The following is an 18,445-nucleotide window of genomic DNA, read 5'->3' as shown; positions in this document are numbered from 1 at the left end:
CCCAATGAATGGCGATAGAGAAACAGTGGACTCACTCGGCGATCTGTAGCTCAGGCATCTTCACGCTCAACCCCCGCGTGATACCCAGCAAACAGATGAGGCCAAGCCCCATCCAGCACAGGCCGATGGTGAATGACAGGCTGGACAGGCTGGTCCACAGCCAGATCGTGCTGAGGAACCCCAGCGCCGGCACAACGGCGTACAGCAGGTAGTTCTTCGTGCCGCGTAACTTCTGGTCGACCACGTAATGCTTGATCACCGCCAGGTTCACCGCCGAGAACGCAAACAGCGCACCGAAGCTGATCATGTTGGCGACGGTATCCAGCGTGATGAACAAGGCGATCAGCGAGAACAGGCTGACCAGCACGATCGCCGTGGCGGGCACGCGTTTTTTTGTCACCAGCTTGCCGAGCACGCGGGGCAACGCACCGTCACGTCCCATGGCGAACAAGACCCGCGACACGCTGGCCTGGGAGACCATCGCCGAGGCGAAGCAACCGGCCACGTAGGTCGCGGTAAAGGCGGTCACCAGCAGTTCGCCGCCTACCCGGCGCATCACATCCACCGACGCGGAATCCGGGTCGACGAAGCTGTTCCATTCCGGGAACACCATTTGCGCGAAATACGAAACCAGCAGAAACAGCAGGCCGCCGAACAGCGACACCACCATGATCGCCAGCGGGATGGTGCGTCGCGGGTCGGGGGTTTCCTCGGCCATGGTCGACACCGCATCAAAGCCGAGAAAGGACAGGCACAACACCGCGGCACCCGCCATGATCAGCGGCGCGCTGAAGCCTTCGTGGTGGAACGGCGCAAGCAGCGACACGGGTGTGGACTGTTCGCTGAGGGTGTTCACCGATAACGCCACGAACACCACGATGAACACCAACTGGGCAACGATGAGTATCCAGTTGACCCGGGTGATGGACTCGATGCCCACCAGGTTAAGCACCGTCACCAGGGCAATCGAGCCGAGCACCCACACAGCGGTGGGCACTGCGGGGAAGTATTCGGACATGTAGATGCCGATCAGCAAATAACTGAGCAGTGGCAAGAAGATGTAGTCCAGCAACAACGTCCACCCGGCGATGAAGCCGAAGTAAGCGCCAAACGCTTTGCGGGTATAGGAGTAGACCGAGCCTGAAAACGGGTGCGCCTGGACCATGCGTCCATAGCTGTAGGCCGTCAGCAGCATCGCGGCGAGGGTCAGCATGTAGGCGGTCGGCAAGTGGCCCTTGGTCATTTGGGTCACCAGGCCATAGGTGGTAAACACCGCCAGCGGCACCATGTACGCCAGGCCGAATAGCACCAGCCCCACCAGGCCGAGCGGCTGACGAAACCGGCGGGACGAAGCGGTTTTGGGTGAGGGTTGATGAGCGGGCGTCGCGGTCACGTTTGTTATTGTATTCATGGGTGACTCCTGGATTTGGGATACAGGCCGTCGCGGCATGCGATCACATCGATGCCGTTCAAGCGTTGCCTGATGGAGGTTGCGCACCACCCCTCGCCTGGGGTGGTGCGCTGGTCACTTCAGAGTTTTCCCGCGATCCGTGCGGTGCGATCTACGGCGATTCGGGTCTTTTCAACCAGCTCGTCCAGCTCCGCGCGCGTGGCCACCAGTGCCGGTGCCATGATCATGCGGCCGAGCGTGGAGCGGATGATCACGCCCTCTTCGAAACCAAAGGTGCGACATTGCCAGGCCAGGTCGTTTTCATTGTCGAAGCGTTTGCGTGTGGTCTTGTCTTCGGCGAACTGCAAGGCCGCAAGCAGGCCCGTGCCCTGGATCTCGCCGATCATCGGGTGATTGCCGAACACTTCCTGCAGGATTTTTTGTAGGTACGGCCCGGTGTCGTCCTTCACCTGGCGCACGATGCCTTCATCCCGCAGCGCCTTGAGGTTGGCCAGCGCCACCGCCGCCGCCACCGGGTGCCCGGAATAGGTCAGCCCGTGGGCGAACACGCCGCCGTGTTCCACCAGTGCATCGGCCATGCGCTTGCTCAGCACAAGGCCGCCCATCGGCAGGTAACCGGAGGTCAGGCCCTTGGCGATGGACAGGGTGTCCGGTTCAAAACCAAAGTGTTGATGGGCGAACCACTCGCCGGTACGGCCAAAGCCACCAATCACCTCATCGGCGCACAGCAGCACATCGTATTGACGGCAAATGCGCTGGATCTCGGGCCAGTAGCTTTCCGGCGGGAAGATCATCCCACCCGCGCCCTGGAACGGTTCGGCGATAAACCCGGCGACGTTTTCAGCCCCCAGTTCGAGGATTTTTTCTTCCAGCTGCAACGCGCAGCGGCGGCCGAACTCGGCGGGCGTCAGCTCGCCGCCATGGGCGTACCAATAAGGTTCGTCGATGTGTGCAACGTCGGGAATCAGGCCGCCCATCTCGTGCATGAACTTCATGCCGCCCAGGGCAGACGCGGCCAGGGTGGAGCCGTGATAGCCGTTCCAGCGGCCGATCATGATTTTTTTCTGCGGCTGACCGACCACCTGCCAGTAGCGGCGCACAGTCCGGATCAGTACTTCGTTGGCCTCGGAGCCGGAGTTGGTGTAGATCACGTGGCTGTAGTGGCCCGGCAACAGGCTGAAGAGCAACTCCGACAGCTCGATCACCGCCGGGTGGGTGGTGTGGAAGAACATGTTGTAGTACGCCAACTGGTCCATCTGGGCGGCAGCGGCAGCGGTCAAGTCCCTGCGACCGTAACCCAGCTGGGTGCACCACAGGCCCGACATGCCGTCCAGGTAACGCTTGCCTTCGCTGTCCCACAGGTAAAGGCCCTCACCGCGCACCATCACCCGCGGGCCTTCGGCATTCAGCGCTTTTTGATCGACAAAGGCATGGATGTGGTGGGCCGCATCCGAATTCTGGTAGTCATCGGTCAGGCGGTTCAGTTGGGCGGGTACGTTCATGGTATTTCTCTCTTATTAGTAGTGACGCAAGGGCGAGCAACGCCGCTCAGCGGTGCTTGCTCATGTAGCTTTCGAGGGGGTCTTTGCTCAGGACGCCCTGGGCTTCGGCCAACGAGTCGATAAACAAGGCAAACAGTTCTGATTGCGCGCCGATATCGAGCTTGGTGTAGATGTGTTTGCGGTGGGACTTGATGGTGTCTTCCGAGACGTCGAGGCGCTCGGCCAACGAGCGGGTGGAATGCCCACGCAGGATCAGTTGGGCGATCCGGCATTCACGCTCGGTCAATATCGACGACCCGAAGTTGTTCAGCGCCGAGTGAATGCGCTGCTCCAGCAGGTTCTCGAAACGCGCACCGTGGGCATCCAGGCCTACGAAATGCTTGCCCAGCATGGCCAGCACCCACGGGGCGATGCGCTTGAACTGCTGGGTGGTGGCGGCGTCGAGCTTTTGCGTAAAGGCCAGTGACACCGCCAGGCTCGAGCCGTTGCTCGACTGCAGGATGTAGTTCAGCTCATCTTCCAGATGGGAGTGCCGGTAAAACGACTGGAAGTACTCGCTGAGTTCGAAGTGATCGGGAGCGACGTCGGCCAGGTCGTAGCACCCGGAGCTGACGCCTTCCACGCAGGCCCCGTAAAACGGGTCGAGCAAATAGAACCCCGACAGGTACTGGCGCACATTGCCTTGTGGCAACCATGGCCCTTCCAGCTCAAACAACGCACTGGGCATGCCGCCTCGCGGGTAGAAATACAGCGTCGTGGCCTGAATCGGCTGGAGATAACCGAGGGCCTCGAACAAGGTCGCGGCGAACCCCGATTGCCCGATGCTGTCGGTCACCCGGGCCATCTGTTCGAACCATTGCGCAGAAGAAAGCCGGTCGTTTTCCACTTCAAACACTCGCTGAAAGAACTGCCAGGATGGTTACACACCCGCCCCATCCTCGAAATCACCCGATAGGGTGAGCCTGCATCCGATATTTATGCTCACTTCCCAGCTTAATAATATTTTATTAAAAACCGCCCTCCCCCTAGCCTTGAACCCATGCCCAAGCTGAATCCAACTGCATTACGCAAGGACAGACACATGACTCAAGCAATAACAAAAATAGACACGCTGGTAGTGGGAGCCGGTCAGGCTGGCGTCGCCATGAGCGAGCACCTGAGCAAACAAGGCGTGCCGCACCTGGTGCTGGAGCGCAGCCGTATCGCCGAGCGCTGGCGCACCGGCCGCTGGGATTCGCTGGTCGCCAACGGCCCGGCCTGGCATGACCGTTTTCCGGGCCTGGCCTTCGATAACGTCGCCCCCGATGGCTTTGCGCCAAAAGAGCGCGTGGCGGACTACTTCGAAGCCTATGCACGCAAGTTCAATGCACCGATTCGCACCGGCGTGGACGTGACCTCCGTGGTGCGCAATGTCGGTCGTCCAGGCTTTACCATCCACACCAGCGAAGGCGTGATCGAAGCTAACCGCGTGGTCGCGGCAACCGGGCCGTTCCAGAAGCCGGTGATTCCGGCCATTGCGCCTAAAAGCTCCACGCTGCACCAGATCCACTCCGCCGACTACCGCAACCCCGCGCAACTGCCGGCCGGCGCCGTGCTGGTGGTGGGCGCCGGCTCCTCCGGGGTGCAGATCGCCGATGAACTGCAACGCTCCGGGCGCCAGGTGTACCTGTCGGTCGGTGCTCACGACCGCCCACCACGCGCCTATCGCAACCGCGATTTCTGCTGGTGGCTCGGGGTGCTGGGCGAGTGGGACCAGGCCGCGATGAAACCCGGCCGCGAACACGTGACCATCGCGGTGAGCGGCGCCCACGGCGGCAAGACCATCGACTTCCGCGAGCTGGCCCAGCAAGGCATGACCCTGGTCGGCCTGACCCAATCCTTCGACGGCAGCGTCGCCCGCTTCCAGCCCAACCTGGTGGAAAACCTCGCCCGCGGTGATGAGAACTACCTGGCCCTGCTGGATGCAGCGGATACCTACATCGAACGCAACGGCCTCGACCTGCCGCCAGAGCCCGAAGCACGTCGCGTGTTTCCCGATGCCGAGTGCATCAAGCAACCGATTCTGGAACTGGACCTGGCCAAGGCCGGTATCACCTCAATCATCTGGGCCACCGGCTTTGCCGTGGATTACAGCTGGCTGAAGGTCGATGCATTTGACGCCGCCGGCAAGCCGCAGCACCAGCGCGGCGTGGCCAGCGAGTCGGGCATCTACTTCCTTGGTTTGCCATGGCAGTCGCGCCGGGGCTCGTCGTTTATCTGGGGCGTGTGGCATGACGCCAAGTACGTGGCCGACCATATCGCCATCCAGCGCCAATACCTTGAGTACCGCGAACCCGCACCGGTTGTTCACACCTCACCTGTCAGCGCCTGATCACTTTTTTCTGGAGTTTTTTGATGCCTACTCACACTCGCATCCGCATGTTCAACACCAAGGAAACCTACCCGAACCAGAGCCTGGACAATGACCTGTGCCAGGCCGTACGCGCCGGCAACACGGTGTATGTACGTGGCCAGGTGGGCACCGATTTCGACGGCAAGCTGGTGGGCCTCGGCGACCCGCGCGCCCAGGCCGAACAGGCGATGAAGAACGTCAAGCAACTGCTGGAAGAAGCCGGCAGCGACCTGAGCCACATCGTCAAGACCACCACCTACCTGATCGACCCGCGCTACCGCGAACCGGTGTACCAGGAAGTCGGCAAGTGGCTCAAGGGCGTGTTCCCGATCTCCACCGGGTTGGTGGTGTCGGCCCTGGGCCAGCCACAGTGGTTGATGGAAATCGACGTGATTGCAGTCATCCCCGAGTAACCCAAGGAGGCACGACATGACCTTTTCAATCGTCGCCCGCTGCGCGGAAACCGGCCAGATGGGCATTGCCATCAGCTCCTCAAGCATCGCCGTGGGCGCCCGCTGCCCCTGGCTGCGGCCCGGCGTGGGTGCGGTCTCGACCCAGAACATCACCCTGCCCGCTCTAGGCCCGGATGTACTCGACCTGCTGGAGCAAGGCCTGGAGCCCGCCGACGCGGTGGACAAGGCACTCACCCGCAACGGCTACAGCCAATACCGGCAACTGACGGCGATTGATCACCTGGGGCGCACCGTGCATTTCAGCGGCAGCGAAACCCTCGGCACCCATAACGCGGTGTCGGGTGAACAGTGCGTCGCGGCCGGCAATATGCTCGCCGACCGCTCGGTGATCCAGGCCATGGTCAACGCATTTGAACAGGGCGAAGGCCAACTCACCGATCGCCTGCTGGCCGCCATGCATGCCGCCATCGCCGCCGGTGGCGAGGCCGGCCCGGTGCATTCGGCAGCGGTTGTGGTGGTGGGCGAACTGACCTGGCCGATCATCAACCTGCGGGTGGATTGGGCCGATGAGAACCCGATAGGCGAACTGCAGAAGTTGTGGGACGCCTATCGCCCACAGGTGCAGGACTACATCGACCGCGCCCTGGCCCCGGACCGTTCACCGGGCTACGGCGTGGCCGGAGACGAACGATGAGCAACAGCCGCGAATTGCTGCAGACGCTGGTGGGGTTTGATACCACCAGCCGCGAGTCCAACCTGCAATTGATCGAGTGCGTGCGCGACTACCTGGCGGGTTTCGGTGTCGCCAGCGAGCTGATCTACAACGATGAGCGCAGCAAAGCCAATCTGTTCACGACCATTGGCCCAGCGAATGTGCCCGGGATTGTGCTGTCGGGGCACACCGACGTGGTGCCGGTGGACGGGCAACCCTGGACACTGCCCGCATTTGCCCTGACCGAGCGCGACGGCAAGTTATATGGCCGCGGCACGGCGGACATGAAGGGCTACATCGCCTGCGTGCTCGCGCTGGTGCCGTCGCTGGTGAACGCAGACCTGCGGATGCCGGTGCATATCGCCCTGTCCTACGACGAGGAAGTCGGCTGCCTTGGGGTGCGTTCGCTGCTCAAGGTGCTGGAGCAATGGCCGGTGAAACCGCTGCTGTGCATTATCGGCGAGCCCACCGAGCTGAAGCCGGTGCTGGGCCATAAAGGCAAGCTCGCCATGCGCTGCGAAGTGCATGGCGAGGCGTGCCATTCGGCGTATGCGCCTCAGGGCGTGAATGCGATCGAGTATGCGGCGGAGTTGATTGGTGAGCTGGGGCGGATTGGCCAGCGCCTCAAGGTGCATCAGGACGAGCGTTTTGACCCGCCGTTCAGCACCGTGCAAACCGGGGTGATTTCCGGGGGCAAGGCGCTGAATATCGTCCCGGCGGATTGCCGCTTCGACTTTGAAGTGCGCGCCTTGCCGTCGATGGACCCGGGGGAAGTGGCTGAGGAACTGCAGGCGTATGCGATGCAGCAGGTGTTGCCGCGTATGCAAGCGGTGAGCCGGCAGAGTGCGATTCGGTTTAGTGAATTGTCGGCGTACCCAGGGCTGGCCACCGACCAGCGTAGCCAGGCGGCTGAGCTGATTGCGGCGTTTTGCGGCTCGCGGGAATTTGGCACCGTCGCGTTCGGAACTGAGGGTGGGTTGTTTGATGCGGCGGGCATTCCCACAGTGGTGTGCGGGCCCGGGAGCATGGACCAGGGCCATAAGCCGGATGAGTTTGTTAGTGTGGAGCAACTGAAGGGTTGCGATGCCATGCTGTTGCGCATGCTCGACTCGATTCGCGCCTGAAACGCGGGCCAAATGTGGGAGCGGGCTTGCTCGCGAATGCGGTGTGACAGTCACCCGATGTATGGACTGATCCACCGCTTTCGCGAGCAAGCCCGCTCCCACATTTTGCTCTGTGTTTTACCCAAGTAACCGCGCCAGCTCTTCCCGGCAATACTCCACAAACAATTGCACCGGCTTGGTCAGCGGCGCCCGCCTTAGCCACACCGCCGACAACCCCGACCCCGTCACCGTCTCCGCCAACGGCACACACACCAGCTTCTGCCCGTCATAGGAGTACTCGGAAAACGGCTTGGTCACCAGAATCGAAAAGCCAAACCCGCGCCCCACCATCCCGCGCACCATCTCGATCGACGGCGAACTGAAGACAATATTCGGCGTCAGCCCACGCTCTTCAAAGATGCTCACGAAGTACGTCCGGCTCGGCAGCACATCCAGCAGAATCATCGGCTCCAGCACCAAATCCGCCAGCGACACCTTGGCCTGCTGCGCAAACCGGTGATCCGCCGGCAACAACGCGTAGGGCTGCTGCGGCGGCATCAACGGTGTGGTCTCGATGGCGCTGCCCAGGTCATGCTCAAACAGCATCGCCACGTCGATACTGCCGGCGGTCAGCGCCTGCACCAGCTCCTGCTGTTCACCGTCCCGCAGGCGGATTTCCACCCCCGGCCAGCGCTGCTTGAAGCCGGCAATCAAACGCGGCAGATACAGCGGCGCCACCGTCTCGAAGCACCCGATATCGATCTGCCCCGCCACCACGTCGTTGTCTGCCAGGGCGTTCTGCTCGAATTCATGGGCTACCCGCAGCAGCTCCAGGGCCTTGCGGTAAAACCGTGCACCGCTCGGCGTCAGCGACACGCCTTGGGCGTGGTGGCGGATAAACAGCTGCACGCCAAAGCTGTCTTCCAGCTGCTTGATGGCCGTCGACACCGACGGTTGCGCGATATAGAGCTTGCGCGAGGCCTCGGCCACGCTGCCGCACTCGGCGGTGGTTACAAAATATTTGAGCTGGCGCAGATTATAGGCAGCCATCGGGACCTCCAGAAACGTGGGATTTCGCCCCAAACACGTGCAAGAACAGCCGCTTTTTTTGACGATTCAAGTCCATGCAACATACCGGAGCAAAAAACGCCGCGAGATATTATTTTTAAGGTCTATAGCAACAAACTTACTAATTTACCTACCCGTGACCATTGCACATGATCACTCCAACAACAAAAGCGACGCACACGCGCCGCCCAGCGAAGTACGTCAACGTACTCACCTTGCCTTGGAGCTCGTCATGGTTACCACTGCAACATCCTCCGCCCCGCTTATCGAAAAACACACGATTGGATACGTGCCCCCGGAAGATCGCCACGGAAAGGTAAGAGACCTGTTCACCCTGTGGTTCGGCGGCAACATCGCGCCGTTGCCCATCGTCACCGGCGCGCTGGCCGTGCAACTGTTCGGCCTGAACCTGGTGTGGGGCATCATCGCCATCCTCGTCGGCCACCTGGTCGGCGGCGTGCTGATGGCGCTGCACTCGGCCCAGGGCCCGCAAATGGGCATCCCGCAAATGATCCAGAGCCGCGCCCAGTTCGGCTCCCTCGGTGCACTGCTGGTGGTGGTAATCGCCGGCGTGATGTACATCGGCTTCTTCGCCTCCAACATCGTGCTGGCGGGCAAATCCCTGCATGGCGTGGTCGACGCGATCCCGGTGCCAGTCGGCATCGTCATCGGCGCCATCGGCTCGGGCATCATCGGCATCATCGGCTACCGCTTCATCCACGTACTCAACCGCATCGGCACCTGGGTGCTGGGCGCGGGCATCGTGCTGGGTTTCGGCTACATCTTCACCCATGTGCAGACGGCCGACTTCCTGACCCGCGGCAACTTCAACATCTCCGGCTGGCTGGCCACCGTGTCGCTGGCCGCGCTGTGGCAGATCGCGTTTGCGCCGTACGTTTCTGACTACTCCCGCTACCTGCCAGCGGATGTGCCGGTGGCGTCGACGTTCTGGACCACCTATTTGGGCACCGTGCTCGGTTCCAGCCTGTCGTTCATCTTTGGTGCGGTTGCGGTACTGGCTACGCCGGTGGGCATGGACACCATGGACGCGGTCAAACTGGCGACTGGCTCCATTGGGCCACTGATGCTGTTGCTGTTCCTGCTCAGCGTGATCAGCCATAACGCACTCAACCTCTACGGCGCCGTGCTGTCGTTGATCACCCTGGTACAGACCTTTGCCTACCGCTGGATCCCGACCGCCAAGGCGCGTGCCGTGATCTCGGTACTGGTGCTGGCGGCGTGTTCGATTGCCGCGGTGTTTGCCTCGAAGGATTTTATCGGGCACTTCGTGGACATGGTGTTGGTGCTGCTGGTGGTACTGGTGCCGTGGACGGCGATCAACCTGATCGACTTCTATGTGATCCATAAGGGCAAGTACGATATTGGTTCGATCTTTCGCGTGGATGGCGGGATTTACGGGCGGTACAACCCTCAGGCGCTGGTGGCGTATGCGGTGGGGATTGTGGTGCAGATTCCGTTTATGAATACGCCGCTGTATGTCGGGCCGATTTCAGAGCACATCAATGGGGCGGATTTGTCCTGGTTGGTGGGGTTGGTGGTGACGTCGCCGCTGTATTTCTGGTTGGCGAGTCGGGACAGTGCGTATAAGCGCCGGTTGGAGGGGGGGAAGTTGGTGGGTGGGGTTTAAAAGAGCCTGGCTCAGTTACGAGAAAACCCGCATTTGCGGGTTTTCTCGTTATAGGGCTTGGCGAGTCTTGGTCGTGTCAGGAAGGCCGCCATCGCGGCCTCGCTAAAGCTCGACGGCTCCCACAGGGGGGCGGGGGTGTGGGTGGGTTTTGTGTTCGGCGGTGCTGTCGGGGTGTTCTTTCTTTATCATGGGGCCGTCGTTCAATTTCTCCGGTAACCCAATGCCCGCCCTCACCTTCCGTAACGCCAACCACGCCGACGCCAACCGTTGCTACGAGATCGAAATCTCGGCCTACGAAGGCGACGAAGCCGCCACCCTGGAAAAGATCGCCACGCGCATCGCGCTGTACCCGCAAGGCTTTCTGGTTCTGGAGGCGGATGGCGTTGTGGTCGGTTTCATCAACTGCGGTTGCGCCGATGAAGTGGTGATGTCGGATGAGGCCTTCAAGGAGTTGGTAGGGCATTCAGCCGACGCGCCGAATGTGGTGATCATGTCGGTGGTGGTGGATCCCGCCCAGCAAGGCAAGGGCTACTCGACGCGCTTGATGGAGGCGTTTATCCAGCGCATGCAGGCGATGGGCAAAAAGACCATCCACCTGATGTGCAAGGACCGCCATGTGGAGCTGTATAAGCGCATGGGCTATCGCTATGTGCAGCCGTCGGCGTCTGACCATGGCGGGATGGCGTGGCATGAGATGGTGATGGATATCTAGTATTGGCTGCTTCAGGAAAAGGATTTTGCTTATGTTCATCGGACGACTCGCCAAGCTCACAGGCTGCACACCAAAAGCTATCCGGCTGTATGAGCAACTGGGGCTGATCAATGAACCCCAGCGGGAAGGCCGGTACCGCCTCTATAACGCGCACCATCTGCAAATCGTGCACCTGATCCGCAAGGCGCAGGTGGCCGGTTTCAAGCTGGCAGAGATGGGGCCGCTGATCGCCGCCAAGAATCGACTGAAGGCTTTTCCGTTAGCGCTGGCAAATGAGGCGGTGGATTTGAAGCGCCAGCAAGTCCAGGAAAAGATCGCGCAGTTGCAGGCGCTGGATCTGCATCTGGTGGCGCTCAAAGGTGAGATGAACGCACTGTTCGACGTTGCAGGTAAGCGAACGCCGACCGCAATGCCGCTTCAGGCGGCCGAGGGTTGAAACCCAACTCGGTTTTTGCCTTGAGGATGCTGTATTCCTGGCGAACACCCCGGAACAGACGAACCTGGCTGAGCAGCAACTGCGCAGGCATTCCTGTCCATTGCGCCCGTCGCTCCTGAAACCACGCAACCGCCATCAGTAGCCAGCGAGGCGCGGATGGAGGTCGGCGGTAGTCGCTCGCAAGCACATCAAGCAGATCCGCCAGTGACGATGAGTGCTCGTTGGCCAGGATATAGCGCTGACCCGGGCGCCCCTTCTCCGCCGCCAGGATCAATCCGTCGGCCACGTCCCGCACATCCACGAAGTTGAAATGAAACCCCGGATCCAGCGGCAGTTTGCGTTGCTGTACCGACTGCAAAAAACCCATGGTGTCGGTCAACCGTTCCGCATTTGGCCCGACCATCGCGGACGGCAGCACCGAGACCATCCACAGGCCCAATGCTTCAGCTGTTTTCCAGGCCGTTTGTTCGGAGAGAATCTTGGAGAGGTAGTAGGCATTTTGCGCCTCGTTATTCCAGCATTCCTCGTCCAGTGCAGTGCCGTCATGGCCAACCGCGGCCACAGAGCTGACATACACCACCCGCTTGACGCCCGCCTGGGCAGCGGCCTCCAAGACACAACGGGTGCCCTGGACGTTGGGTTCGATGATTTCAAGCGCCGGGTTTCGGGCCCAATGCTTGAACACCGCTGCCACTTGAAACAGCACCTCGACACCTTCCAGTGCCTTGAGCAGGGAAGCTTGATCCTGCAACTCGGCGTAGACCAACTCGCAATCAAGCCCGGCGAACGGTGCGCGATTGTTTGTGTTGCGCACGCCGGCGCGCACGGTGTGACCCTGTTCCAGCAGTGCCCTGACTAGATTATTCCCCAGGTGCCCGTTCGCGCCCGTCACCAGACATCGCATACCAAATCTCCATTTCGCGGGAGGATTGCACTCCTCCTTCGCCTGGAAAACAGCCTAAAGTCTGCCCCGCGGGACAGAGTCAAGCAGGCGAGAGGGAACAAACATTGATCAAACAACGCTGACGCCTGCAATGCCCAGGCGCTATGCTGTGCGCCTATTTACGCGCCCCCGGCGCCTCCCCCGAACGGACTCAACGGAGACACCCGTGCAACGCCTGATCCTGCCCCTCGCCTGCCTCGCCCTGAGCGCCTGCTCCACCCCCACATCCCGCGTCAGCCATGGCGATGTCACGACCCATAAACTGCCCGACATCAACCCAGCCGTGATCAAGAGCATCGAGCAGTTGCAGATGCCGACGCCGAGCAAGGCGCTGAGCTACCTGGATCTGACAGGCACCTCTATCTACCTCAAAACCTCGAAACCAGAACGTATCGAGTCGTTTATAGCCCCCGACCCGGCGACTGGCCAGTTGGCGATCAACTACACCGAGAACGGTCACAGCGGGCGTCAAATCAGTTGGCGCGGCCTGCTGACGCTCTCCAGCAGCGAGTCGAACAAGAGTGCGCAAACCACCACCCTGGTCGGCAGCCTGAATTTTGAAGGCGACTGGAAGCAATTGAACGTGGGCAGTCAAGTCAGCTATACCCGCCGGCAAACCCTCAGTAACACCTACCTCGGGACCTTGATGGATAGCACATGGAAGACGGTTTGCACGATCGACAATGAGGTTTCTGCCAGTCAGTTAAACCCCAGCTTGAGTGGCAACGCCAAGGCCCTGAGCTGCCGCCAGCCCCGTGAAAACCTGCCGCCGGCCCCGATGCAGCATTACTACTACCTGGTTGACTATGGTTTTTTCTACCACGCCAGCACCGACCAGAGCGACGACATTGGCAAGCAGATGACAATCATGCAGGTGAGGTAATCCCGCGACCTGTTTGAAGCGTGACATGCCCCAAGGAGTACAACGTGATGACACCGCATCTGATTGAAGTAGGTGACCAGCCGAATGCCGAGGCCGAGCGCATCCTCGGCAGCGGCCTTGCCGCCTTCAACGAACACATCACCGGTTCCAATGATCGGCGCCCGCTGACGGTGCTGATAAAAGATCCCGACACCGGTGAAGTCCTCGGCGGGATCACCGGCAAAACCACTCTTGGCATGGCCTTTCTCGATCTGTTTCATCTGCCCAAGGCGCTGCGTGGCTCAGGCCTGGGTACAACGTTGCTGAAGGCATTCGAAGATGAAGCCCGTCACCGTGGCTGCCGCTCGGCGGTGCTGTACACCATCAGTTTCCAGGCCCCGGAATTTTACGAGAAGAATGGCTGGGTGCGTTTTGGTGAGATCCCTTGCAACCCGGAAGGCAGCAGCCGGGTGTTCCTGAGCAAAACGCTCTGAGGGACTTACTTCACTCGATCACGAACATACGCTCAATCAGCTTTATCGCCTGACGTCCATCCGCCGCATATAACCCGGCTAGCGCTTGTTGATCCGAAAGCCGGTGCAAGTTGAAGTGGTTGTAGAACGCTTGGCCGGTGCGCTGATGCGCAAAATGCCCGGTTTTCAGAAGGCGCTGAAATTCCAGATAGGCCACCTTTTCGAGTGCAAATCCCTCAGCCATCATCCTGCTCCTCCAATGGAAAATTGCTCACTCGATCTCTGGCGGCTAAACCCCAAGCCTTTTACCAAACAGCCGATTTTCATGGCTCTCATTCTGAAACGTGTAAGTCGGCGCGCCCAACAGCTCATAACCACGCCGCGGATAAAACCCCAGCGCCCGCTCGTTGCCGACCCACACCGTCGCCCACAACAACGATGCACCGCCCTCCCGGCACGCTGCTCAGCCGCTTGCAGCAAGCGGTACCCGAGGCCCAGGCCGGTAAACCGTTCCTGGATGTAGAGTCGCTGCAACTCGGCGGCGTTCGGCGTTGAGATCAGCTCATGGTCGGCATTCATCACCACCTGGGCAAACCCCACCAGATGCCCGTTGGATTCAGCGACGATAATGGCCGTGCCCGGCTGAGCAATCAGCGCGGAGATTGTCTGGGGAGAAAACGCTTGCAGCGCCTCGGCGGCGATGGAGTCGCGAATGCCTTCGGTGGCGTAGGTATCGAGAAAAACCTGCATGCCCAGCACGCCAATGCATAACGCATCTTCAGGGAGTGCATCGCGGATAAGTATGTCGGGGAGCATTCGATGGGCGCTCTCATCATCAGGAAGGGCAATGTTTTAACACAACTGCACATCTGTTCTACGCGACTCTCAGCTTCAAGGGCTGGATTGCTAACCAGCCCGATTAAATTCCGGGGGGAGTCTTACCAACTCCCCGACGCACCACCCCCGCCGCTGGAACCGCCGCTACCCGATGAGCTGCTGCTGGAACTGGAGCCCGAACTGGAGGAACTCGATCCCCCGCCCGAACTCGACCCCGATCCCGACCCGCCGCTAATACCATGGGCAAAGATGAACAGCGCCGCAAACGAGGCGAATGGGAACGCCAGCAGCCATCCCGTGGTGCCCTTCTCAATCAATGCCCCGACGATCCCGTACACCACCAGCACCGCCACCAGCCGCACGAAAAAGCTAACCTGGCTCTCTTGCCACATGCTCTTCATCACCAGGAACAGGCCGAGATACAGGCCCAGGACCAGCAGCCCTGCGAATGGATAAGCCAGCCAGTGGATCAGGGATATCTCGCGCACGAAATTATCGGTCAGCAGCACGCCGGCGATATAGCCCAACAGCACCAGCACGCTGTAAAACGCCGCCCTCGCCTGCCACAACGCGCCGAAAGTAGCGCCACCGATCAACATGCACAGTGGCAGCAACAGCAAATAGACCGGCCAGTCTTTGCCGCCCGCAACCGCGACCAGCACCACGGTGACAACGACCACCGCCATCAGGGCCCGGCGCCAAGGGAGTTTTTCGGCCCCCATCAATACCCCGACCACCCCGCCAAAAATGAACGCCAGGAGCACCGCATACGCTTCAGGCGGAAAACCGGCCTTGGCCACCTCGGGCAAGTTGCCGCCGTCCACCAGTAGCGTCAGGTCATCCACCGCCTGCTGCACGCCGCCTGCGTAATCGCCCTGGCGAAACGCCGGGGTGATGTGTTCTTCGATGATGCGGTGGGCCAGCAGGTCGGTGACCACGCCTTCCAGGCCGTAACCGACTTCGATCCGAACCTTGCGATCGTCCTTCGCCACCAGCAGCAGGATGCCGTCGTTGACGTCCTTGCGCCCCAGTTTCCAGGCACGGAACAGTTGGTTGGCGAAGTCCTCGATGCCCACGCCATCGGTGCTCGGCAGCAGCATCACCGCCACCTGGGCGCCCTTGCGTTGTTCCAGGCCAGCGAGTAGCGCCGTCATGCGGGATTGAGTGGCGGAGTCGAGGGTGTGGGTCAGGTCGATCACGCGCCGGTCCAGGGGCACCTTGACCAGGTCGGGTGGCGCAGTGTCTTCGGCGTGGGCCGAGACCATGCAAAACCAACCCACCAGAAAAACGACCAACAGGCCGAGCAAGGATCGCCGTGGAAATATCACCATGTATGGGTTACCCAAACCATTCATCCTTAAAGCCCTGACTCTAGCTTATCTATCACGCCCGCAACGAGCGGGTCATCAACACACTCAAGTAATTGGTATGCGGTCGCCAATCCTGCTCGCCCACGATCTGGTAGCCCCATCGGCGGTACAGGGCAATCAATGGTTTGGCCGGCTCGGCGGTATCCAGTGCCATCCGCCTGGCGCCGTTCGACAACGCTACCGCCAGTGCATGTTCATGCAGGGCGAGCCCAATGCCACAGCCTTTGTGTGACGGCGCCACAGCGAACTGGCTGATGCTCCAGGTCTCGGGATCCCGATAAAGCGCGGCCGGTGATTCAGGTTGTGGCGGGCGCAAGGTGATGGTTCCAGCGATCTGCCCTGCCACTTCGGCGACAAAGCCAAGTCCCGAGGCAAATCGGGTGGCGGTGTCGGCTACAGTTTGATGGGTGCCCCAATAACGCAGGCCTTGGGCCGCATGGGGCGCATACGCCTGGTGAATCAGGGTGGTGAGCATTTGCAGGCTGTCGTCGTATTTAAGGGGGCGAACAGTGACGGGGCTCATGAGATTTCGTGCGCTAGCGTCTGCAAAAGCTGATCGGCAACGGTGCCGTGAAGCGTCGTTTGTACGGCGCCGGTCAGCACCACACCACCACTGCCATCCCAATGCACCGTCACGGTACCGCCATCGCATTGCACGTCGACGGTGTCATCCAGCAGCCCGCGACGAATCCCGTTGACCACCGCACCACAACAGCACGAACCCGAGCCCTGCGGGATGCCGCCGCCACGCTCCCAGATCCGCAGACGAATATGGCTGCGATCCAGCACTTGCACGAAATGCACGTTGGTCTTGCTGGGGAACAGCGGGTGGGTTTCCAGTGACGGCCCAAGAGCCGCGATATCGACCGCCGCCAGATCATCGACAAAGAAGGTGCAATGCGGGTTACCCATGCTGCACGCCGCCGGGTCGCCCTTCAGCGGTAAGCATTCGGTGGCCATCGCTTGCGCCAGCGGAATCTCTTCCCAGCCTAATGACGGCCGCCCCATGTCCACCGACACCCGCTGCCCTGATTCGCGCACGCAGGTCAGCAGCCCCCGGTTGGTTCGCAGCACGATGGTAGCGGTGCCGGCTTCGCGCATCAGCATGTCCGCGACCCCACGGGTGGCGCTGCCGCAGGTGTCGAGCGGCGTGCCGTTGGGGTTCCAGAATGTGATGCGGGCGGCGGCGTCAGCACAATCGAGCACCACGGCCAATTGATTGAAGCCAATGCCGCGATGGCGATCCCCCAGGCGGCGGGCGATGTGCGCGGTGATCGGGTCATCCTGGCCGCGTCGGTCGATCACCACGAAGTCATCACCGTGGGCGTGCATTTTCACGAACTGCAAGGTCATGGGGCGTCCTTTTCTAGACCGGGCAAGCCCTGTAAGGATAGAGGGCTGGCGGGTATTTCATCAAATACTCGTCACGGGCATGGTAGCGTGACTTTGCCCCGTCCGGGTCAATCCATCCCTGAGGAACAGCATGCTACAACGCCCTCTGAAAACCGTGGCCCTGGCCGCGCTGCTCGCCTCGTTCGCCCAAGCCGCCTGTGCTGCGCCCCAGGTGCTGAGTGCCTGCCAGCCCGTCACCTCGAATCCGACCTCCAAGTCGCTCCTGGCCGCCGCCCAGCGCCACCTCGGCGACCAACCCGACGCCCTGCCCCATCTGCACACCGAAGGCACGCTGCCCAACCACGGCATTCGCGAGCAAAGCATCGCCGCCGAGAAGGATTGGCCGGTGATGCGCCAGGCTGCCCTGGCCTGGCGCCTGAGCCGCGACACGGGCTATCTCAAGCAAGTGGATGACTACCTCAGCGCGTGGGCCAGCACCTATCAGCCGGACTTCAACCCGATCGACGAAACCAACCTCGATATGCTGATGAACGCCTACGCGCTCACCGCCAGCGATCTGCGCCCCCAGACCCGCGACGCCACTCGCGCGCTGCTGACCAACCTGGGCAATGGCTATATCGAACGCATCAAGCAGTTCCATGGTGCCAAGAAGGCCACCAACACCAATAACTGGCAAAGCCACCGCGTGAAGCTGGTTACGGTAGCCGCCGCCGCATTGGGCGACCGCGAGATGCTGGAAGAGGCCTTCAAGCTGTTCCAGCAACAGATCACCGACAATGTGCTGCCCGACGGTTCGGTGACCGACTTCCACGACCGTGACGCCCTGCACTACGTGGTCTACGACCTGGAGCCGCTGGTTCAAGCGGCGCTGGCGGCCAAGCCCTACGGCATTGGCGGCAACTGGCTGGACTTCACCGCGTCCCACGGCGGCTCGCTGAGCGAGGCACTGGACTGGCTGGCGCCATATGCCAAAGGCCAGCGCAGCCACGAAGAATTCGTGAACACCCACGTGCAGTTCGACAGGGACCGTGCCCGCATCGGCGAACCGGGCTACAGCGGCGAGTGGAACCCCAAGAGCAGCAATACCCTGTACTGGCTGGCAGCGCAGTTGGACGCGCGGTATTTGCCGGTGGCCGAACAGCTCTCACCCAAGCCTTCGGACTGGATCAGCGCCTGTTATTTGAAGTGAGTGACCCGTTAGACTGGCCCG

At 61.1% G+C, this 18,445-nt stretch carries 19 protein-coding genes and 1 pseudogene; 10 read left to right on the top strand and 10 right to left on the bottom strand.

Features of this window, described 5'->3' with window-relative positions; genetic code table 11:
* Positions 1–31: 31 nt before the first annotated feature.
* The 3 genes from AU074_RS25630 to AU074_RS25620 form a co-directional block, all read right to left on the bottom strand.
* Positions 32–1,411 carry an APC family permease gene (locus tag AU074_RS25630; protein WP_076017091.1) on the bottom strand — a complete coding sequence of 460 codons (1,380 nt, stop codon included), beginning with the start codon at positions 1,409–1,411 and terminating at the stop codon, positions 32–34.
* Positions 1,412–1,530: 119 nt separating this feature from the next.
* On the bottom strand, positions 1,531–2,913 hold the full coding sequence (locus tag AU074_RS25625) for an aspartate aminotransferase family protein (protein WP_076017090.1): 1,383 nt from the start codon (positions 2,911–2,913) through the stop codon (positions 1,531–1,533).
* 46 nt (positions 2,914–2,959) lie between these two features.
* On the bottom strand, positions 2,960–3,757 hold the full coding sequence (locus tag AU074_RS25620) for a helix-turn-helix transcriptional regulator (RefSeq protein ID WP_076017089.1): 798 nt from the start codon (positions 3,755–3,757) through the stop codon (positions 2,960–2,962).
* A gap of 195 nt (positions 3,758–3,952) precedes the next feature.
* Between AU074_RS25620 and AU074_RS25615 the strand changes: the two genes are divergently transcribed.
* The 4 genes from AU074_RS25615 to argE are packed head-to-tail and all read left to right on the top strand — an operon-like array spanning position 3,953 to position 7,554.
* The gene (locus tag AU074_RS25615; protein ID WP_371916651.1) at positions 3,953–5,284 is read left to right on the top strand and encodes a flavin-containing monooxygenase; all 1,332 of its coding nucleotides are present in this window, start codon (positions 3,953–3,955) and stop codon (positions 5,282–5,284) included.
* Between the two features lie 23 nt (positions 5,285–5,307).
* Entirely contained in the window at positions 5,308–5,718 is a 411-nt protein-coding gene (locus tag AU074_RS25610) for a RidA family protein (RefSeq protein ID WP_076017087.1), read from the top strand.
* A gap of 16 nt (positions 5,719–5,734) precedes the next feature.
* Positions 5,735–6,412 (top strand): DUF1028 domain-containing protein, encoded by a 678-nt coding sequence (locus AU074_RS25605; protein ID WP_076017086.1) that lies wholly within the window; start codon positions 5,735–5,737, stop codon positions 6,410–6,412.
* A complete protein-coding gene (gene argE / locus AU074_RS25600; RefSeq protein ID WP_076017085.1) occupies positions 6,409–7,554 on the top strand; it encodes an acetylornithine deacetylase in 1,146 nt (381 codons plus the stop codon). The genes AU074_RS25605 and argE overlap by 4 nt, the downstream gene beginning before the upstream one ends.
* A 117-nt stretch (positions 7,555–7,671) precedes the next feature.
* On the opposite strand, the gene AU074_RS25595 is transcribed toward argE, so the two are convergent.
* A complete protein-coding gene (locus AU074_RS25595) occupies positions 7,672–8,583 on the bottom strand; it encodes a LysR family transcriptional regulator (RefSeq protein ID WP_076017084.1) in 912 nt (303 codons plus the stop codon).
* A 250-nt stretch (positions 8,584–8,833) separates the two neighbouring features.
* Between AU074_RS25595 and AU074_RS25590 the strand changes: the two genes are divergently transcribed.
* From AU074_RS25590 to AU074_RS25580, 3 genes are all read left to right on the top strand, one after another.
* Positions 8,834–10,249, top strand: coding sequence for a cytosine permease (locus AU074_RS25590; RefSeq protein WP_076017083.1), 1,416 nt, complete (start codon positions 8,834–8,836; stop codon positions 10,247–10,249).
* Between the two features lie 220 nt (positions 10,250–10,469).
* Complete coding sequence (locus tag AU074_RS25585) at positions 10,470–10,961, top strand: GNAT family N-acetyltransferase (protein ID WP_076017082.1); 492 nt, start codon at positions 10,470–10,472, stop codon at positions 10,959–10,961.
* A 31-nt stretch (positions 10,962–10,992) separates the two neighbouring features.
* Positions 10,993–11,397 carry a MerR family transcriptional regulator gene (locus tag AU074_RS25580; protein ID WP_076017081.1) on the top strand — a complete coding sequence of 135 codons (405 nt, stop codon included), beginning with the start codon at positions 10,993–10,995 and terminating at the stop codon, positions 11,395–11,397.
* Here AU074_RS25580 and AU074_RS25575 read toward each other — a convergent pair.
* On the bottom strand, positions 11,315–12,301 hold the full coding sequence (locus tag AU074_RS25575) for an NAD-dependent epimerase/dehydratase family protein (RefSeq protein ID WP_083676727.1): 987 nt from the start codon (positions 12,299–12,301) through the stop codon (positions 11,315–11,317). The genes AU074_RS25580 and AU074_RS25575 overlap by 83 nt on opposite strands.
* Positions 12,302–12,506: 205 nt before the next feature.
* On the opposite strand from AU074_RS25575, the gene AU074_RS25570 reads away from it, so the two are divergent.
* Positions 12,507–13,223, top strand: coding sequence for a hypothetical protein (locus tag AU074_RS25570; RefSeq protein ID WP_076017080.1), 717 nt, complete (start codon positions 12,507–12,509; stop codon positions 13,221–13,223).
* Between the two features lie 47 nt (positions 13,224–13,270).
* Positions 13,271–13,696: an N-acetyltransferase gene (locus AU074_RS25565; RefSeq protein ID WP_076017079.1), complete on the top strand. Its 426-nt coding sequence runs from the start codon at positions 13,271–13,273 to the stop codon at positions 13,694–13,696.
* A 10-nt stretch (positions 13,697–13,706) separates the two neighbouring features.
* Here the strand turns inward: AU074_RS25565 and AU074_RS25560 are convergent, their stop codons facing one another.
* The 5 genes and pseudogenes from AU074_RS25560 to dapF form a co-directional block, all read right to left on the bottom strand.
* Complete coding sequence (locus tag AU074_RS25560) at positions 13,707–13,919, bottom strand: hypothetical protein (protein WP_076017152.1); 213 nt, start codon at positions 13,917–13,919, stop codon at positions 13,707–13,709.
* A gap of 45 nt (positions 13,920–13,964) precedes the next feature.
* Positions 13,965–14,491: pseudogene (locus AU074_RS25555) on the bottom strand (N-acetyltransferase family protein).
* A gap of 122 nt (positions 14,492–14,613) precedes the next feature.
* Entirely contained in the window at positions 14,614–15,843 is a 1,230-nt protein-coding gene (locus tag AU074_RS25550; RefSeq protein ID WP_076017078.1) for a YgcG family protein, read from the bottom strand.
* Between the two features lie 52 nt (positions 15,844–15,895).
* On the bottom strand, positions 15,896–16,405 hold the full coding sequence (locus AU074_RS25545; protein WP_076017077.1) for a GNAT family N-acetyltransferase: 510 nt from the start codon (positions 16,403–16,405) through the stop codon (positions 15,896–15,898).
* Entirely contained in the window at positions 16,402–17,235 is an 834-nt protein-coding gene (gene dapF / locus AU074_RS25540) for a diaminopimelate epimerase (protein WP_076017076.1), read from the bottom strand. The genes AU074_RS25545 and dapF overlap by 4 nt, the downstream gene beginning before the upstream one ends.
* Positions 17,236–17,365: 130 nt before the next feature.
* Between dapF and AU074_RS25535 the strand changes: the two genes are divergently transcribed.
* Positions 17,366–18,424 (top strand): alginate lyase family protein, encoded by a 1,059-nt coding sequence (locus tag AU074_RS25535; protein ID WP_076017075.1) that lies wholly within the window; start codon positions 17,366–17,368, stop codon positions 18,422–18,424.
* The last annotated feature ends 21 nt before the right edge of the window (positions 18,425–18,445 follow it).

It is taken from the genome of Pseudomonas sp. ATCC PTA-122608 (assembly GCF_001952855.1).
Taxonomy (GTDB): Bacteria; Pseudomonadota; Gammaproteobacteria; order Pseudomonadales; family Pseudomonadaceae; genus Aquipseudomonas.
The sequence above is the reverse complement of the archived record's forward strand: the minus strand, read 5'-3'. Positions and strand labels throughout refer to the sequence as shown.

Coding starts and splice junctions, on each gene's coding strand:
- AU074_RS25550 (WP_076017078.1), bottom strand. CDS start 15,843: ATGGTGATATTTCCACGGCGATCCTTGCTCGGCCTGTTGGTCGTTTTT.
- AU074_RS25625 (WP_076017090.1), bottom strand. CDS start 2,913: ATGAACGTACCCGCCCAACTGAACCGCCTGACCGATGACTACCAGAAT.
- AU074_RS25585 (WP_076017082.1), top strand. CDS start 10,470: ATGCCCGCCCTCACCTTCCGTAACGCCAACCACGCCGACGCCAACCGT.
- AU074_RS25580 (WP_076017081.1), top strand. CDS start 10,993: ATGTTCATCGGACGACTCGCCAAGCTCACAGGCTGCACACCAAAAGCT.
- AU074_RS25560 (WP_076017152.1), bottom strand. CDS start 13,919: ATGGCTGAGGGATTTGCACTCGAAAAGGTGGCCTATCTGGAATTTCAG.
- argE (WP_076017085.1), top strand. CDS start 6,409: ATGAGCAACAGCCGCGAATTGCTGCAGACGCTGGTGGGGTTTGATACC.
- AU074_RS25605 (WP_076017086.1), top strand. CDS start 5,735: ATGACCTTTTCAATCGTCGCCCGCTGCGCGGAAACCGGCCAGATGGGC.
- AU074_RS25590 (WP_076017083.1), top strand. CDS start 8,834: ATGGTTACCACTGCAACATCCTCCGCCCCGCTTATCGAAAAACACACG.
- AU074_RS25610 (WP_076017087.1), top strand. CDS start 5,308: ATGCCTACTCACACTCGCATCCGCATGTTCAACACCAAGGAAACCTAC.
- AU074_RS25630 (WP_076017091.1), bottom strand. CDS start 1,411: ATGAATACAATAACAAACGTGACCGCGACGCCCGCTCATCAACCCTCA.
- AU074_RS25575 (WP_083676727.1), bottom strand. CDS start 12,301: ATGCGATGTCTGGTGACGGGCGCGAACGGGCACCTGGGGAATAATCTA.
- AU074_RS25615 (WP_371916651.1), top strand. CDS start 3,953: ATGCCCAAGCTGAATCCAACTGCATTACGCAAGGACAGACACATGACT.
- AU074_RS25535 (WP_076017075.1), top strand. CDS start 17,366: ATGCTACAACGCCCTCTGAAAACCGTGGCCCTGGCCGCGCTGCTCGCC.
- AU074_RS25545 (WP_076017077.1), bottom strand. CDS start 16,405: ATGAGCCCCGTCACTGTTCGCCCCCTTAAATACGACGACAGCCTGCAA.
- AU074_RS25620 (WP_076017089.1), bottom strand. CDS start 3,757: ATGGCCCGGGTGACCGACAGCATCGGGCAATCGGGGTTCGCCGCGACC.
- AU074_RS25595 (WP_076017084.1), bottom strand. CDS start 8,583: ATGGCTGCCTATAATCTGCGCCAGCTCAAATATTTTGTAACCACCGCC.
- AU074_RS25565 (WP_076017079.1), top strand. CDS start 13,271: ATGACACCGCATCTGATTGAAGTAGGTGACCAGCCGAATGCCGAGGCC.
- dapF (WP_076017076.1), bottom strand. CDS start 17,235: ATGACCTTGCAGTTCGTGAAAATGCACGCCCACGGTGATGACTTCGTG.